Genomic DNA, 13,646 nt, shown 5'->3' with positions numbered 1-13,646 from the left:
CTGACCAGAACGGACCGCCAGTCATGACCAGCGAGGCGATCGCCACCGTCGAGGCGTACTTCGACGCTTTCGGCACACGCGACCTGGAGCGGATCCTCGCCCACTTCGCTCCCGACGCGACGTGGACCGTCCCGGGCGATCCGGCGCTGACCCCCTGGGCCGGGAGCCGCACCGGACCGGAGGAGATCCGGCGGTCCCTCACCGCGAGCGAGATGATCCTGCGCTTCACCGTCACCGACGGCCTGATCACCGACTATCGCGTCTTCGAGGACTCGCTCGGCATCACCCGAACCCACCTCGGCGAACCGCTCACTGAACTCCCGCCGATCGTCCGCCCGATGCGGGAGCAAGCCCCGTGATCGGTCTCGAACTCGTCGTGCTTCTGGGCGTGGCCGTGCTGGTCGGCCAGTTCCTCGCGCAGCGCCTGGGCGTCGCGCCGCCGGTGGTGCTGCTGGTGGTGGGCGCTCTGCTGGGGCTGGTCCCCGCCGTGCGCCAGACGCAGCTTCCCCCGGAAGTGGTGCTGCTGCTCTTCCTGCCGGTGTTGCTGTACTGGGAGAGCCTCACCACGTCCATGCGGGAGATCCGCACGAATCTGCGCGGCATCGTCCTGCTCAGCACGGTCCTGGTGATCCTCACCGCAGGCGCCGTCGCGGCCGCCGGGCACGCGCTCGGGCTGCCGTGGGGGCCCGCATGGGCGCTGGGCGCGGCGGTCGCGCCCACCGACGCGACGGCGGTGGGCGTACTGGCCCGCTCGCTGCCGCGCCGTCAGGTCACCGTGCTGCGTGCGGAAAGCCTCGTCAACGACGGCACCGCCCTGGTCATCTTCGGCCTGGCGGTCGGCATCACCGTCGGCGAGGAACACCTCACCCTTCCGCACGTCGGCGCGCTGTTCCTGCTGGCGTACGGCGGAGGGGCCGCGGTCGGTGTGGCGGTCGCCTGGGTCAACATGAACCTGCGGCGACGCCTGGAGGATCCTCTGCTGGGCAACCTCGTCATGATCCTGGCACCGTTCACCGCCTATCTGCTCGCCGAGTTCATCCACGCCTCCGGCGTGCTCGCGGTCGTCGTCAGCGGGCTGATCATGGCCCAGGTGGCTCCGAGCCTCATCCGCGCCGAGCACCGACGCCAGGCCCTGGCGTTCTGGCCACTGCTCACCTTCATCATCAACGGCGCCCTGTTCGTCCTGGTCGGCGTGGAACTCCAGTACGCGCTGCGCCACTTGAACCGGTCCGACCTCCAGGACGCCCTGACGGCGATCGCCGCGGTCAGCGTGGTCCTGGTCGCGGTCCGGTTCGCGTTCCTGTTCGCCTCCGCCTATCTGATCCGCGCGATCGACCGGCGCCCCGAGCAACGGCTGCGGAGAATGAGTCACCGGGCGCGGGTGGTCAGCGGGTTCGCGGGCTTCCGGGGCGCGGTGTCGCTCGCCGTGGCGCTCTCGGTGCCCGAGGTCCTCGACTCCGGCGCTCCCTTCCCCGACCGCGACTTCATCGTCTTCGTCACCTCCGGCGTCATCGTGGCGACCCTCGTGGTGCAGGGACTGCTGCTGCCGCGCGTGGTGCGCTGGGCGCGGCTGCCGCACGACACGTCCGTCGACGAGGAGGAGATCCTCGCCGACACCACGGCGACCGAGGAAGCCCTCCAGGCTCTCCCACGGCTCGCCGGCGAACTCGGCACCACACCGAAGGTCATGGAGTGGCTGCGCCAGGAGTACGAGGCCCACCTGGCCGCCGTACGGGCCAGAGGCGCGGGCTCCGACGGAGATCCAGCCCTGCTCCACAACCGCCACTACACCGACCTCCGCCTCGCTCTCATCGCCCACAAGCGCGCCACTGTCGTCCGCCTGCGCGACGAACGCAACATCGACGACACCGTGTTGCGCCGGCTCCAGGCGGCCCTGGACAACGAAGAGGTGCGCCTCACCGGGCGCGAACAGGTGGAGTGAGCCGGCTCTCAGCGCGCCGGCGGACGGTCGGCGGCGCTCATGCCGGTCGCGTTCCGAGGTGCATCCACCAGTTGCCGCGGTTCGGAGGCCCCGACGATCGGGGCGCTGACGACCGCAGGTGCGGGGTACGGGCTCGACTACCGGAATTCACAGCAGCAGCGACAGGGAGGAAAGAAAGATGCACACCCGAAAGCTCGGACGCGACCTGCGTGTCTCCGCCATCGGTCTCGGCGCCATGGGAATGTCCCAGAGTTACGGCCCCAATCCCGGCGATCGCACCGACATGATCGCCGTGCTCCGTGACGCCGTCGACCGCGGAGTCACGTTCTTCGACACCGCCGAGGTGTACGGCCCCTACGTCAACGAGGAGTTGGTCGGCGAGGCCCTCGCTCCGGTGCGGGACCAGGTGGTGATCGCCACCAAGTTCGGATTCCACATCGAGAACGGCGCCCCCGCCGGGCTCGACAGCCGGCCCGAGCAGATCCGCGCCGTCGCCGCGGCCTCCCTCAAACGGCTCAGGGTCGAGACGCTGGACCTGTTCTACCAGCACCGCGTGGATCCGGACGTGCCGATCGAGGACGTCGCCGGCACGGTGGGCGAACTGGTCGAGGAAGGCAAGGTGCGCGGCTTCGGGCTCTCGGAAGCCAGTGCGCAGACCATCCGCCGTGCTCACGCGGTCCACCCGGTGACGGCGGTGCAGAGCGAGTACTCCCTGTGGACCCGGGATCCCGAGCCGGAGGTCCTGCCGACCTGCGCGGAACTCGGTATCGGGTTCGTGCCCTTCAGCCCGCTCGGCAAGGGCTTCCTGACCGGCACGGTGGACGCGTCGACGTCTTTCGCCGCCGACGACGTCCGTACGAACATCCCGCGGTTCACGGCCGAGAACCGGGCGGCGAACCAGGCACTCGTCGAGCACGTCGCGAGGCTCGCGCAGGCCAAGGACGCCACACCGGGTCAGGTCGCGCTCGCCTGGCTGCTCGCGCAGCACCCGTCGATCGTCCCGATTCCCGGCACCCGGCGCACCGTTCGCGTCGAGGAGAACATCGGCGCCACCCGACTGCCGCTCTCCGCCGACGAATTGGCCGACCTCGACGAACTCGCCGGTCGCGTCGGGGTACAGGGAGACCGCTACAACGAGCACCACATGTCACTGGTCGGCAAGTAGCACCCCGCCGGCTCCCCGTCGACCACGCGCACCGAGCCGGACGACCCTCACCGAGGAGTGTGCCCGCGGACCGCGTCGCGGAAGGCGATCGGGGTCTGTCCGGTGCGCTGGCGGAAGTACTTGCTGAAGTGGGTGGCGCTGGAGAAGCCGAGGCGGTCGGCGATCCGGGCGGCCGTCCGATCGCTGTGGACCAGGAGGCGCTTGGCTTCGAGGACGACCCGGCGGTCGATGAACTCCTTGGCGCCGAGTCCGGCGGCGGCAAGGGTGGCGCGGGAGAGCGTGCGGGACGAGTAGCCGAGCGCGTCGGCGTAGTCCTCGACCCGGCGGGTGCGGGCGAAGTCCTGTTCCACCGCGTCGCGGAAGCGCAGGTAGGTGGCGTCGGGTTCGGGGGCGGGGCTGCCGAGGGGTGCGGTGAGGTGGGCCAGTCGCAGGACGAGGACGGCCAGCAGGTGACGCACGGCAGCGGTATGGATCTCCAGGGGCAGCTGTCCGAGTGCGTGGAACTCCGCGGTGAGATGGTCGGCGGCCAGTCGCAGGGCCTGGGCGTCGTCGGACAGGGGCCGGCGCAGGATCGGCGCGTGCGGGTCTTCCATGCGGGCGCCCGCGCTGGTGGCCGGGTCGAGGAAGTCCTGGCGGAAAAGGATCAGGGTGCCCTCCGCGTGGGTGAGGTCGCCCCACTGCTGGACCTGGCCGGGGCGAACCCACAGCCATGAGCCGGGTTCGAGGGCGTAGGCGGTGAAGTCGACCGTGTGCCGCAGGGTTCCGCCGGTGAGCGTGATCAGGTGATGGAAGTCCGGGCGCTGGGGGACCGTGAGCCGCTCGCCCGGCACGCGGTGGCGGAGGTCGGCGAGGGACAGCACCTCGACACCGGCGGGGGTGCCGACGGGCGCGGCGAAGGAGACCACCGGGATTCCTCCGTCGACATCATGTCGGTTTTTGACCATCACGAGTCGCGATCGTATCCGATTCGGCCTGTTCAACAGCCCTAGCTTGGAGGTGTCAGCGCCTCCGGCATCCATCGGCGTCGGAAAGCAGTGAGAAGCCTCCGGCCTGACGATCACCCACCTCGATCCAGCCTGAAGGCCGGCCTGCGCCCACCCGCCCGGAGGACCACCGTGTACGCGACCCCGCTGCCGCTCGCCGCCTACCGCAGCGCCATCGCCCTCGACGAGCCGTTCCGGCCCGCCGCCGGTCCCGGCCCGCAGGGTCGGCCCGCCGACCTGGTCCGCGAGGCACTCGGCCTGCTGGGCGACGACCCGGCGGCTGTGCGGGCCGGGCTGCGCCCCGGTGCGGCGGACCGGCTCGACGATGCCGCCGCCCGGCAGCTCCTGCGCGCCGTGCTGACAGTCCGGGAACCGGGCCCACTGCCCACCGGGGCCGCCTGTGCGCTGGAGACGCTGCTGGCCGGCGAACGCCTGGCGCGCGGCACCGCCGACGCCACCTCGTCGCCCACCGTCCGCGACACGCTTCCCCACACCGCCTACCGGGCCGCCGACCGGACGGTGCTGTGGCAGGGCGACATCACCACCCTCGGCGCGGACGCCGTCGTGAACGCCGCCAACAGCGCCCTGTTCGGCTGCTTCGCCCCGATGCACCCCTGCATCGACAACGCCATACACGCTGCCGCCGGCCCCCGGCTGCGGACCGACTGCCACACGATCATGTCCCTACAGGGTCACCCGGAGCCCACCGGCACGGCCAAGATCACCCGGGGCTACCACCTGCCCGCCCGCTACGTCCTGCACACCGTCGGCCCGATCGTCGACGGCCCCGTGCTCCCGCTCCACCAGCGGGCACTGGCGTCCGCGTACCGTGCCTGTCTCGACCTCGCGGCCGAAGTGGACGAGATACGCAGCGTCGCGTTCTGCGGCATCAGCACCGGCGTCTTCGGCTACCCCAGGGCACCGGCCGCCCGCGTCGCCCTGGACACCGTGGCCGACTGGCTCGACCTCCACCCGGAACGGTTCGACCGCGTGATCTTCAACGTGTACGCGGACCAGGACCTCGCCGCCTACCGTCACGCCCTGACCGAAGGAGCCCGGCCCCGATGAACCAGCTCACCTCCGTGTCGGCAGCCGCCGCCGACACGATCCGCACCTGGCTCAGCGAGGCCGACCGTGTCCTGATCACCGCCGGCGCCGGCCTGAGCGCCGCCGCCGGTTACGACTACGGCGACGAAGACCGCTTCCGGGAACTCTTCCCCGCCCTGCACGGCCTCGGCCTGCGCTCCCGCTACCTGGTCGGCGTCCCTCTGCCGCCCGCCCTGCTGTGGGGCTACTGGGCCGTCCACATCAATGACATCCGCTACTCCCCCGGCCCCAACCCCCTCTACCGACAGCTGCGTTCCCTCGTCGGCGACAAGGACCACTGGGTGATGACATCCAACGTGGACGCCCTCTTCGCCCGGAGCGGCTTCGCCCCCGACCGGGTCTTCACACCCCAGGGCGACTACGGCCGCTACCAGTGCGCCACCCCGTGCACCCCCGCCACCTGGGACAGCCTGCCCCTCATCGCGCGGCTCCTCGCCGCATACGGCCCGGCCACCGGTGCCGTGACGGACTCGACCGCCCTGCCCCGCTGCCCGAACTGCGGCGGGGAGGTCGAGATCAACGTCCGTACCGGTCCCGAATTCGTCGACGCCCCCTACCTCCCGGCGGGCCGTCGCCTCCAGCACTGGCTGGGAACGGCCCCCGCCGACACCCGCCTGCTCATCCTGGAATTCGGCGCCGGATTCAACACCCCCGGCGTGATTCGATGGCCGGGTGAACACCTGACGCGTCGCTTCCCCCACTCGCGCCTGATACGCGTCAACCCCACCCACCCCGGAACCCCCGCCGACCTCGCCGGCCGGACCCTGCCCGTGCCCGTCGGGGCCGACCACCTGCTCGACGCACTCACCTCGCCGCACCTGACACCCGACCCTACGGAGGCACCATGAGCGACCCGGAGGAGAACAAGGCCACGGCCAAGGCGTTCTACGACCTGATGTTCAACCAGTGCCGCCCCGCCGAGGCCATCGACCAGTTCGTCGGCGACACCTACATCCAGCACAATCCACACGTCGGCGACGGCAAGCAGGCGTTCATCGACTACTTCGAGCGGATGGCCGCCGAGTACCCGGGCAAGCGGGTGGAGGTCAAACGCGCCTTCGCCGAAGGCGACCACGTGATCCTGCACTGCCACCAGACCTGGCCCGCCGAGGAGTACGCCGGCATCGACATCTTCCGTTTCGACGCGGCCGGCAAGATCGTCGAGCACTGGGACGTCCTCCAGCTCGTCCCACCGACCTCCAAGAACGGCAACACCATGTTCTGACCGTGCCGTCGGGATGGTGGGGCAGCGATCGGCGGCGGTGCAGGACCAGGTCGGTGCCGGGGGCGGAGGGGTTTCCCGGCGACGGCCTACCACCAGGGGGTGCAGCTTGCGCCGGCGATCTCGCTGGGGCTGGACAGGACCGCGCAGACCTGGAAGGCCCGGCTCGCCGAGCTGCTGGTCGGGTAGGCCGGGGTCGTGATCCTGGTGCCGGCCGACCTCACCTCGAACGGGCCGCACAGGATCGACGTCGCCTTGTTGTCGTTGGTGACGTACATCCAGACGCTGGCCCTGGCGCCGGGGCCCCAATCGCCGCCTCCTCCGGTGCTCAGGACGCCCCACCCCATCTGTCTGCCGCCGACGTTGCCGCTCTGCATCGCCCACGAGGCGACGGCGTGGGGACCGCTGACCACCAGCGCTCCCGCCCCCGCCACACCCCGGCCGCTGAGGCTGTCGGGGATGTCGGTGAAACCGTTCCGGCCTCCCGTGCAGTCGGACGCCGCCGCCTGAGCCGCACCGGAAGAACCGGCCAAGAGCCCTGCCCCGAGTACGAACGCGGCCGTTCCCACGCTGAAGATCCGGCGGATGGTGTGCATGTCTTCTCCCTGGTCGAAGAGGTGGCTGCTCCCGCGGATCGGCGCTTTGCCGTCATGCCGGCTGCGGGAACCGTCGTCCTGTCGGCACGACGGTGTCGGACGCCTCTCCGTATGAGTACGAAGGCGGAGGAGTGCTCATGTCGACACCGCGGGGACGGCGTCTCAGGGGCGGGGCTCCAGCACCTCCAGGGCGCCGGTCTCGGTGTCGTAGCTGCGCAGGGTGGTGAGCCGGGCCGACAGGGGCGGCGCCGGCAGCAGTTCGGCAACCCGCCGGCCGGCGAAGGCACCGGCCCGCCGGGTCCGGCCGAGGGTGATGTGCGGGCTCCAACGCCCAGGTTCGTGAAAGGGGTTGAGGGTCCCGGGCGGGCTGTCCGAGGCCACCGCTTCCCACACCCGGCGGTGCAGACCGGCCAGTGCCGAGTCGCAGTCCAGCGCCCAGGCCAGCACCGAGGTGGGCCGCTCGAAACGGACCACGCCGGTCACCCGCACCGGCAGCGGCAGGGTGGCGGCCACCTCGGCGAGCTCCCAGCGGATCGGGGCGGTCAGCTCCGGGCAGGCGGCCAGGGTGAGGTGCGGGCTGTTCGTCGGTGAGCGGTGGCGCGCCTGACTGGGCAGCCCCGCGTCGGCCAGCCGTCGCCAGGCCTCCCGGACCGCCAGCTCTGCCGCCTCGTCCAACAGGAGCTCGACCGTGCGCACCGCCGCAGCTTACAGCCGATCACCTGCGGTACCGCCGCCCGTCGGCAGTGGCCCGAAGCCATCTGGTCGACTGCCCGTCACCGGCCGTCACATGGAGGGGACCGGGGTCAGCGGCAGTCTGGGCCAGTGCGCGGAGAGTGGGGCTGTCGGCGGTGGATCGCCAGGTGAGGGCCCACTGCATGGTGGGCGCACTGTCCGGAGGCGACCCAACGCACCCCCCGCGCCAGGGGTTTCACGCCGCTCCCGTCGTTGCGGACCACGTGCGGGATTTTGAGGACACCAGCAGCCCATGGCACGCTCATGCCGCATGATCGATGAGTTCGCGAAGGACAACCTGCACGGGAGACTGCGGCGGGACCGCGAGGCGCTGCTCTGGAAACTCGACGGCTTGTCCGAGTACGACGCCCGACGGCCTCTGACAGCGACCGGTACCAACCTCCTCGGCCTGGTCAAACACGTGGCCACCGTCGAGGCCAGGTACTTCGGCGAGGTCTTCGACCGCCCTTCCCCGGAACCGCTGCCCCGGTGGCAGGACTCCGACGGCGGCGATCTGTGGGCGACCGAGGACGAGACCCTCGATCAGATCATCGGGTTCTACCGGCGCACGTGGGAACACTCGGACGCGACGATCAACGAGCTTCCCCTCGACTCCCCCGGCCACGTGCCGTGGTGGCCGGAGCCTCATGCCGACACCAACCTGTTCGCCGTCATGGTCCATGTCCTCGGCGAGTCCATCCGGCATGCCGGGCACGCCGACATCCTGCGCGAGGGCCTCGACGGCCGGACCGGGTTGCGCGCCGAACACGAGCAGCGGATCGACGAGGAAGCCCGCGCGGCCTACCGCGCGAAGGTCGAGCAGGCCGCCAGGTCGGCTCCCTGATCCTTCGGCTCGGGAACAGCCGGCCCCTGTCCCCGGTACGGCCGAAAGAGCTGACCCAGTTGCCGGCATCAGGCCGCGAGGAGCTCCTGCTCACGGTCCGGTGTCGTGACCTTGGGCTTCTTGTTCGGCAGCGACAGCCTGACGACCTTGCGCCACGCGGAGAACACCTGCTTGGGCAGCGGCCCGGTGACGTACTCCAGCTCGTACTTCTCGAACAGCGCGCGCACCTTCACCGCGACCTCGGCGTACCGGTTGCTCGGCAGGTCCGGGAACAGGTGGTGCTCGATCTGGTGCGACAGGTTGCCGGTCATGAAGTGCATGGCCTTGCTGCCGCTGATGTTCGCCGAGCCCATCATCTGGCGCAGGTACCACTGGCCGCGCGTCTCGCCCTTGATCGACCGGCGCTCGAAGACCTGCACGCCCTCGGGGAAGTGCCCGCACATGATCACCGAGTGGGACCAGATGTTGCGGACCAGGTTCGCGGTGAACGTGGCGGCGAGCGTGGTGAGGAACGACGGGCCCGACAGCAGCGGGTGGATCACGTAGTCCTTGAGCACCTGCTTGCGGATCTTGCGGCCCACGGCCCTGGCCCGCGCGCGGAACTCGGGGTTGTTGCGGCGGCGCTTGTGCAGGTTCTTGCCGAGCTCCAGGTCGTACGCCGCGATGCCGTACTCGAAGAAGCAGGCGTTGATGAAGTTCCACAGCGGCTGGCCGAGGTGGAACGGGTGCCACTTCTGGTCCTCGTCGACGCGCATGATGCCGTAGCCGAGGTCGTTGTCCTTGCCGATCACGTTGGTGTACGTGTGGTGCAGCTCGTTGTGCGAGTGCTTCCACTGGTCGGACGGCGAGACGTGGTCCCACTCCCAGGTGGTGGAGTGGATCTTCGGGTCGCGCATCCAGTCCCACTGGCCGTGCAGGACGTTGTGGCCGATCTCCATGTTGTCCATGATCTTCGCCACGGACAGACCGGCGGTGCCGATCAGCCACGCGGGCGGGAAGAACGAGAACAGCAGCACGCCCCTGCTGGCCAGCTCGAGCTTGCGCTGCGCCGAGATGACCTTGCGGATGTAGGCGGCGTCCTTCTCGCCACGGCTGGCGATCACCTCGTCGCGGATCGCGTCCAGCTCGCGGCCGAGCTCCTCGATCTGCTCCGCGGTCAGGTGGGCGGTGGGGTCGATGGCGGTCAAGCTGTTCCTACCGTTCGATGTCGCAGGGGCCCGCCGCGGCGGACACGCAGGTCTGGATGAGGACGCCCGGTTCGGCCTCGGTGATCTCGCCGGTGCGCAGGTCGCGGACGGCACCCGCCTTGAGCGGCGTGATGCAGCCGAAGCAGATGCCCATGCGGCACCCGGAGGGCATGAGCACGCCGGCCCCCTCGCCGACGTCCAGCAACGGCGTGGCGCCGTCCGCGTCGACGGTCTTGCCGGTGGCGCTGAACGTGACCTCGCCGCCGTCGCCGGTGACGACGATGCCGGGGCGGAAGCGTTCGGTGTGCAGGCGCTCTTGGACGCCGTGCTCGGTCCAGTGCTCTTCGGCGGCGTCGAGCAGGCCCGCGGGTCCGCAGGCCCAGGTCTCGCGCTCGGCCCAGTCGGGCACGAGTTCGTCGAGACGGGCGATGTCGAGCATGCCGTCGGTGTCGGTGTGCACCTCGGTGAGCCGCAGCTTCTTGTCCGCGACCAGGGCGTGCAGTTCGTCGCGGAAGATCACGTCGTGCGGCCGCGGCGCGCAGTGGACCATGACGAGGTCGTCGAACTCGGTGTCGCGCAGCATGCCCATCACGGGAGTGATGCCGCTGCCGGCCGTCAGGTAGAGCACCTTGGCGGGTTTGGCCCGCGGCAGCACGAAGTCACCGGTCGCCTGGTCGAGCTGGATCAGCGTGCCCGGTTTCGCCCTGCGGACCAGGTGGTTGCTGACCTTGCCGTCCGGGATCGCCTTCACGGTGATCGTGACGCGCCCGTCCTGGCGGTCGGTCGGCGAGGTGAGGGAGTAGGCACGCCACAGGCGCACCCCGTCGACGTCGACCCCGATCCGCACGTACTGACCGGCCGTGTGGCCGCGCCAGCCCCGTCCCGGTCTGATCACGATGGTCGCGGCGTCGGCCGTCTCGGGGTGCACGGCCTCGATGCGCCCCCGCAGGTCGGCGCCCGCACGCAGCGGGCTGACCAGGTCGAGGTAGTCCGACGGCAGCAGCGGCGTCGTGACCATCTCCAGTAGTTTCCACGCCCTGCTGCGGAGGGCTGTACTCGTCATGACTCCAGCTTGCTGTGCCTCAAGACGTAAAGTCCTGACCGAAGGACGTAAATCTGGTCGGCTGAATTGTTCGCAGGGAACAAAAAGTGAGCCATGTAACACGGAGGGCCAGCGAACTGGCCCTGGATGAGACGACGGTCACCGTACTTCGGGCCGCGCTGAAGGGCACCGCCGACGAGGTCGTCCAGGCGATCATCGACGAGGTCCCCTCGTACGCCAACGCCCTTTCGGGCCACATGGGCGCCACCATCCGGCGCGCCGTGCGCACCGCCCTGGGGCACTACCTGGACCTCGCGAGCGGGAACGCCACGGGCGGCGACGGCGGCGACGCGGCCTACGAGCTGGGCCGCGGCGAGGTGCGCGACGGCCGTTCGATGGACGCCCTGCTCAGCGCCTACCGCGTCGGCGCCCGCGTGGCCTGGCGATGCCTGGCAGCGGGCGCCGTACCCGCAGGTCTGCCCGCCGCCGAGGTCGCCAAGTTCGCCGAGCTGACCTTCGCCTACATCGACGAGCTCTCCGCCGCGAGCGCCGCGGGCCACGCCGACGAACTGGCCGCCCGGGGCAGGGCCCACGAGCGCCACCTGGAACACCTGGCCCGCGACCTCCTCGTCGGCGCGAGCCCGGACGTGCTGCTGGCCTCTGCTCAACGGGCCGGTTGGCAGCCTCCGGTCTCACTGACCGCGGTCCTGCTGCCCGCCGCCCAGGCCCGGCCCGCCTACCGCGCGCTCGACCCGAGCACCCTCGTCCTCGACGATCTGCCGGACGCCACCGGTGTGCTGCTCGTCCCCGACGCCGACCGATCGCATCTCCTGCGGCAGCTCACCGACCGCACCGCCGTGGTCGGCCCGGCCCGGCCGTGGACGCGTGCGTCCGCCTCGTACGCACGAGCCGTGCGCGCGCGCTCCCTCTCCGCCGATATCCGCGACACCGAGGACCACCTGCCCGAGCTGGTGCTGAGCGCCGACGTGGACGCGTTCGCGGACCTGCGTGCCCGAGCCCTCGCACCGTTGCGGGCCTTGCCCGCCGCGACCGCGCGGCGGCTGGAGGAGACGTTGCGGGCGTGGCTGCTGCACCAGGGCAGACGGGACGAGGTGGCGGCGGCGTTGTTCGTCCATCCCCAGACGGTCCGGTACCGGATGTCGCAGCTGCGGGAGCTGTTTCCGGATCTCGCATCGCCACAGCGTGTTCTTGAGCTGACGCTGGCGGTCGGTCTTCGGGGCGGCTGAGCTGACGACTGAGCTGACGCGTACGTCGACCACGGGCCGGCCCGGCACGCCGCGCGAGGGATGATGGGGATGGCACGACGGAACGTGAGGTCAGGGAGTTTCCATGGCGAAGCGGGTTCACCGACCCCGTGAGGACGCGGAGTTCGATTTCATCCTCGGGATGAGCGGAGTGCCGGTCCTCGCATACTTCACCGGGACATGGCCCAAGGCGATCGAGCCCTGCCGGGTGATGGACCTCGTCGTGGGTGACATCGCCGACGCCTACACGGGCCGCCTGACGGCCGTCCGCGCCGACATCACGCGCTGCCCGGCAGCGACCCAGCGATACGGGATCACGGGAGCCCCGTCCTACGTCCTGCTGAAGGAGGGAGAGGCGGTGGCGCACGGCACGGGAACTATGACCACCGCCGAGGTACGGACGTTCCTGGACGGCCACCTCTGAGGGGCCCGCGTCGACGGAGACGAGAGCCGCAAGCGTGCGTGGACAGCGGACTGGTTGCGACGGCAACCGACAGTCCGACAAGCTTGTGGTGATCGAGAAGCGACGACGGCCGGTGGGCGACCGCCGAGACCGTCCGACAGACGGGGGAACCGGTGAGCGAGCGGCATGTGTCGAAGATGTTGAGACAGATGGCCGGCGGGGAGACCGTCGTGATCGACTTAGCGTCGACAACGAAGAAACTCGCTCGACTCGCCTGCATTGCCGAACAGTTCGGGTACCGATACGCGGACATACGGAAGGGCGACCGGTACGTGATGCTGATCGTGCCCGACCACAGCCCGGAGGCCCGTGCGAGGGCCGCGCGGAACTGGGCGCAGTACCCGAACGCAGGCGACGGGGGCGCGCTGCCGCCCCTTGCACCTGACGCGATCGAACTCCTGACGGCCCGCATCTCGTTCGACATCACCGCCATGCACACCCCCAAGCAGCTGCTCGCGCACACATGTCTCGCCGGCGTTCCGCTGGCAGCGGGCATCGCCTTCGCGCTCGAAACAGCATCACCGCCGCTGTCATCGCCGTTGTTGCCTGGGCCGCGTTGATGGCACTCGTGCCCGTCGGAATCGCCGTCAACCGAAGGGGCAAAGCCAAGTACGGCGCCCTCCTACGAGAGGCCGGCTTCACACAGGTGACCGATCAGAACGGTCGGCCGAGGTACCTGCCGCCGGAAGGCCAACTCCAGGGAGGCGGGGCTCCGTTCGGCGAAGGGTCATAGCGTCCCGGCACGGAGGGCCCACCCTCGGCCCTCACGCACACTCTGTGGGTCAGCCGGCGTCTCCCCTCCGAGCCCCTGAGACCCGTGAGTCGGGGTATGACGAGCCCCGTGAGCCCCCGTTCCAGAGTGACGGTCCGCAGGACAGCCGCCCGTACGTGCGCAGCTCGACGCTCCCGCGCCGACCTTCGGTATGGCGCGCGCAGATATGCCCCCAGATGCCCGCGACAGCCGACGGCCTCACCCTGCCCTGGAGCTCCGGCGCCGCCGAAGGCCAGGTCAGCCGCATCAAGCTGATCAAGTGCCGGTCGTGCGGGCGGGCGTCGTTCCCTCACCTGCGGACGCTGATCCTCGCTCAGCCGCCGTGA

Annotated in this window: 16 protein-coding genes; 11 read left to right on the top strand and 5 right to left on the bottom strand. The window is 70.4% G+C overall.

Annotation, left to right across the window (positions count from 1 at the left end; all coding sequences use genetic code 11):
• Positions 1 to 23: 23 nt before the first annotated feature.
• The 3 genes from ACFYX4_RS38485 (at position 24) to ACFYX4_RS38475 (ending at position 3,107) form a co-directional block, all read left to right on the top strand.
• Complete coding sequence (locus ACFYX4_RS38485) at positions 24 to 359, top strand: nuclear transport factor 2 family protein (protein ID WP_389344147.1); 336 nt, start codon at positions 24 to 26, stop codon at positions 357 to 359.
• The gene (locus ACFYX4_RS38480; protein ID WP_389344145.1) at positions 356 to 1,942 is read left to right on the top strand and encodes a Na+/H+ antiporter; all 1,587 of its coding nucleotides are present in this window, start codon (positions 356 to 358) and stop codon (positions 1,940 to 1,942) included. Before ACFYX4_RS38485 ends, ACFYX4_RS38480 begins: the two co-directional genes overlap by 4 nt.
• 178 nt (positions 1,943 to 2,120) lie before the next feature.
• Positions 2,121 to 3,107 carry an aldo/keto reductase gene (locus ACFYX4_RS38475; RefSeq protein WP_389344143.1) on the top strand — a complete coding sequence of 329 codons (987 nt, stop codon included), beginning with the start codon at positions 2,121 to 2,123 and terminating at the stop codon, positions 3,105 to 3,107.
• 47 nt (positions 3,108 to 3,154) lie between these two features.
• Here ACFYX4_RS38475 and ACFYX4_RS38470 read toward each other — a convergent pair whose 3' ends face one another.
• Complete coding sequence (locus tag ACFYX4_RS38470; protein WP_389344194.1) at positions 3,155 to 4,051, bottom strand: helix-turn-helix domain-containing protein; 897 nt, start codon at positions 4,049 to 4,051, stop codon at positions 3,155 to 3,157.
• A 171-nt stretch (positions 4,052 to 4,222) separates the two neighbouring features.
• On the opposite strand from ACFYX4_RS38470, the gene ACFYX4_RS38465 reads away from it, so the two are divergent.
• From ACFYX4_RS38465 to ACFYX4_RS38455, 3 genes are read left to right on the top strand one after another with little or no spacing between them, the layout of a single operon-like run.
• Positions 4,223 to 5,158: a protein-ADP-ribose hydrolase gene (locus ACFYX4_RS38465; protein ID WP_389344141.1), complete on the top strand. Its 936-nt coding sequence runs from the start codon at positions 4,223 to 4,225 to the stop codon at positions 5,156 to 5,158.
• The gene (locus tag ACFYX4_RS38460) at positions 5,155 to 6,045 is read left to right on the top strand and encodes an NAD-dependent protein deacetylase of SIR2 family (protein WP_389344139.1); all 891 of its coding nucleotides are present in this window, start codon (positions 5,155 to 5,157) and stop codon (positions 6,043 to 6,045) included. Before ACFYX4_RS38465 ends, ACFYX4_RS38460 begins: the two co-directional genes overlap by 4 nt.
• The gene (locus tag ACFYX4_RS38455; RefSeq protein ID WP_389344137.1) at positions 6,042 to 6,422 is read left to right on the top strand and encodes a nuclear transport factor 2 family protein; all 381 of its coding nucleotides are present in this window, start codon (positions 6,042 to 6,044) and stop codon (positions 6,420 to 6,422) included. The genes ACFYX4_RS38460 and ACFYX4_RS38455 overlap by 4 nt, the downstream gene beginning before the upstream one ends.
• 86 nt (positions 6,423 to 6,508) lie before the next feature.
• Here ACFYX4_RS38455 and ACFYX4_RS38450 read toward each other — a convergent pair whose 3' ends face one another.
• Both ACFYX4_RS38450 and ACFYX4_RS38445 read right to left on the bottom strand, forming a co-directional pair.
• Entirely contained in the window at positions 6,509 to 7,015 is a 507-nt protein-coding gene (locus ACFYX4_RS38450) for a hypothetical protein (RefSeq protein WP_389344135.1), read from the bottom strand.
• Between the two features lie 162 nt (positions 7,016 to 7,177).
• Positions 7,178 to 7,711, bottom strand: a complete 534-nt coding sequence (locus tag ACFYX4_RS38445; RefSeq protein WP_389344133.1) for a 2'-5' RNA ligase family protein — start codon at positions 7,709 to 7,711, stop codon at positions 7,178 to 7,180.
• Between the two features lie 307 nt (positions 7,712 to 8,018).
• Between ACFYX4_RS38445 and ACFYX4_RS38440 the strand changes: the two genes are divergently transcribed.
• Positions 8,019 to 8,591 carry a DinB family protein gene (locus ACFYX4_RS38440; protein WP_389344131.1) on the top strand — a complete coding sequence of 191 codons (573 nt, stop codon included), beginning with the start codon at positions 8,019 to 8,021 and terminating at the stop codon, positions 8,589 to 8,591.
• 68 nt (positions 8,592 to 8,659) lie between these two features.
• On the opposite strand, the gene ACFYX4_RS38435 is transcribed toward ACFYX4_RS38440, so the two are convergent.
• Together ACFYX4_RS38435 and ACFYX4_RS38430 are read right to left on the bottom strand one after the other, a co-directional pair.
• Complete coding sequence (locus ACFYX4_RS38435; protein WP_389344129.1) at positions 8,660 to 9,778, bottom strand: fatty acid desaturase family protein; 1,119 nt, start codon at positions 9,776 to 9,778, stop codon at positions 8,660 to 8,662.
• Positions 9,779 to 9,785: 7 nt separating this feature from the next.
• Positions 9,786 to 10,841 (bottom strand): ferredoxin reductase, encoded by a 1,056-nt coding sequence (locus ACFYX4_RS38430; RefSeq protein ID WP_389344127.1) that lies wholly within the window; start codon positions 10,839 to 10,841, stop codon positions 9,786 to 9,788.
• Positions 10,842 to 10,927: 86 nt separating this feature from the next.
• Between ACFYX4_RS38430 and ACFYX4_RS38425 the strand changes: the two genes are divergently transcribed.
• The 4 genes from ACFYX4_RS38425 to ACFYX4_RS38410 all read left to right on the top strand — a co-directional run bounded on the left by ACFYX4_RS38425 (position 10,928) and on the right by ACFYX4_RS38410 (position 13,646).
• Positions 10,928 to 12,067, top strand: a complete 1,140-nt coding sequence (locus ACFYX4_RS38425; RefSeq protein WP_389344125.1) for a PucR family transcriptional regulator — start codon at positions 10,928 to 10,930, stop codon at positions 12,065 to 12,067.
• Positions 12,068 to 12,170: 103 nt separating this feature from the next.
• Positions 12,171 to 12,509, top strand: coding sequence for a thioredoxin family protein (locus ACFYX4_RS38420; RefSeq protein ID WP_389344122.1), 339 nt, complete (start codon positions 12,171 to 12,173; stop codon positions 12,507 to 12,509).
• A 152-nt stretch (positions 12,510 to 12,661) separates the two neighbouring features.
• On the top strand, positions 12,662 to 13,108 hold the full coding sequence (locus ACFYX4_RS38415) for a hypothetical protein (protein ID WP_389344120.1): 447 nt from the start codon (positions 12,662 to 12,664) through the stop codon (positions 13,106 to 13,108).
• Between the two features lie 388 nt (positions 13,109 to 13,496).
• Positions 13,497 to 13,646: a hypothetical protein gene (locus ACFYX4_RS38410; RefSeq protein WP_389344118.1), complete on the top strand. Its 150-nt coding sequence runs from the start codon at positions 13,497 to 13,499 to the stop codon at positions 13,644 to 13,646.

The sequence above is a fragment of the Streptomyces sp. NPDC002328 genome, from assembly GCF_042890065.1.
In the GTDB taxonomy this organism is placed as follows: Bacteria; Actinomycetota; Actinomycetes; order Streptomycetales; family Streptomycetaceae; genus Streptomyces.
This window is presented reverse-complemented; position numbering and strand designations above follow the sequence as displayed.

Excerpts from the sequence above, each read along its gene's own strand:
- ACFYX4_RS38470 (WP_389344194.1), bottom strand. The coding sequence starts at position 4,051 with ATGGTCAAAAACCGACATGATGTCGACGGAGGAATCCCGGTGGTCTCC.
- ACFYX4_RS38485 (WP_389344147.1), top strand. The coding sequence starts at position 24 with ATGACCAGCGAGGCGATCGCCACCGTCGAGGCGTACTTCGACGCTTTC.
- ACFYX4_RS38430 (WP_389344127.1), bottom strand. The coding sequence starts at position 10,841 with ATGACGAGTACAGCCCTCCGCAGCAGGGCGTGGAAACTACTGGAGATG.
- ACFYX4_RS38455 (WP_389344137.1), top strand. The coding sequence starts at position 6,042 with ATGAGCGACCCGGAGGAGAACAAGGCCACGGCCAAGGCGTTCTACGAC.
- ACFYX4_RS38460 (WP_389344139.1), top strand. The coding sequence starts at position 5,155 with ATGAACCAGCTCACCTCCGTGTCGGCAGCCGCCGCCGACACGATCCGC.
- ACFYX4_RS38440 (WP_389344131.1), top strand. The coding sequence starts at position 8,019 with ATGATCGATGAGTTCGCGAAGGACAACCTGCACGGGAGACTGCGGCGG.
- ACFYX4_RS38410 (WP_389344118.1), top strand. The coding sequence starts at position 13,497 with ATGCCCGCGACAGCCGACGGCCTCACCCTGCCCTGGAGCTCCGGCGCC.
- ACFYX4_RS38450 (WP_389344135.1), bottom strand. The coding sequence starts at position 7,015 with ATGCACACCATCCGCCGGATCTTCAGCGTGGGAACGGCCGCGTTCGTA.
- ACFYX4_RS38475 (WP_389344143.1), top strand. The coding sequence starts at position 2,121 with ATGCACACCCGAAAGCTCGGACGCGACCTGCGTGTCTCCGCCATCGGT.
- ACFYX4_RS38420 (WP_389344122.1), top strand. The coding sequence starts at position 12,171 with ATGGCGAAGCGGGTTCACCGACCCCGTGAGGACGCGGAGTTCGATTTC.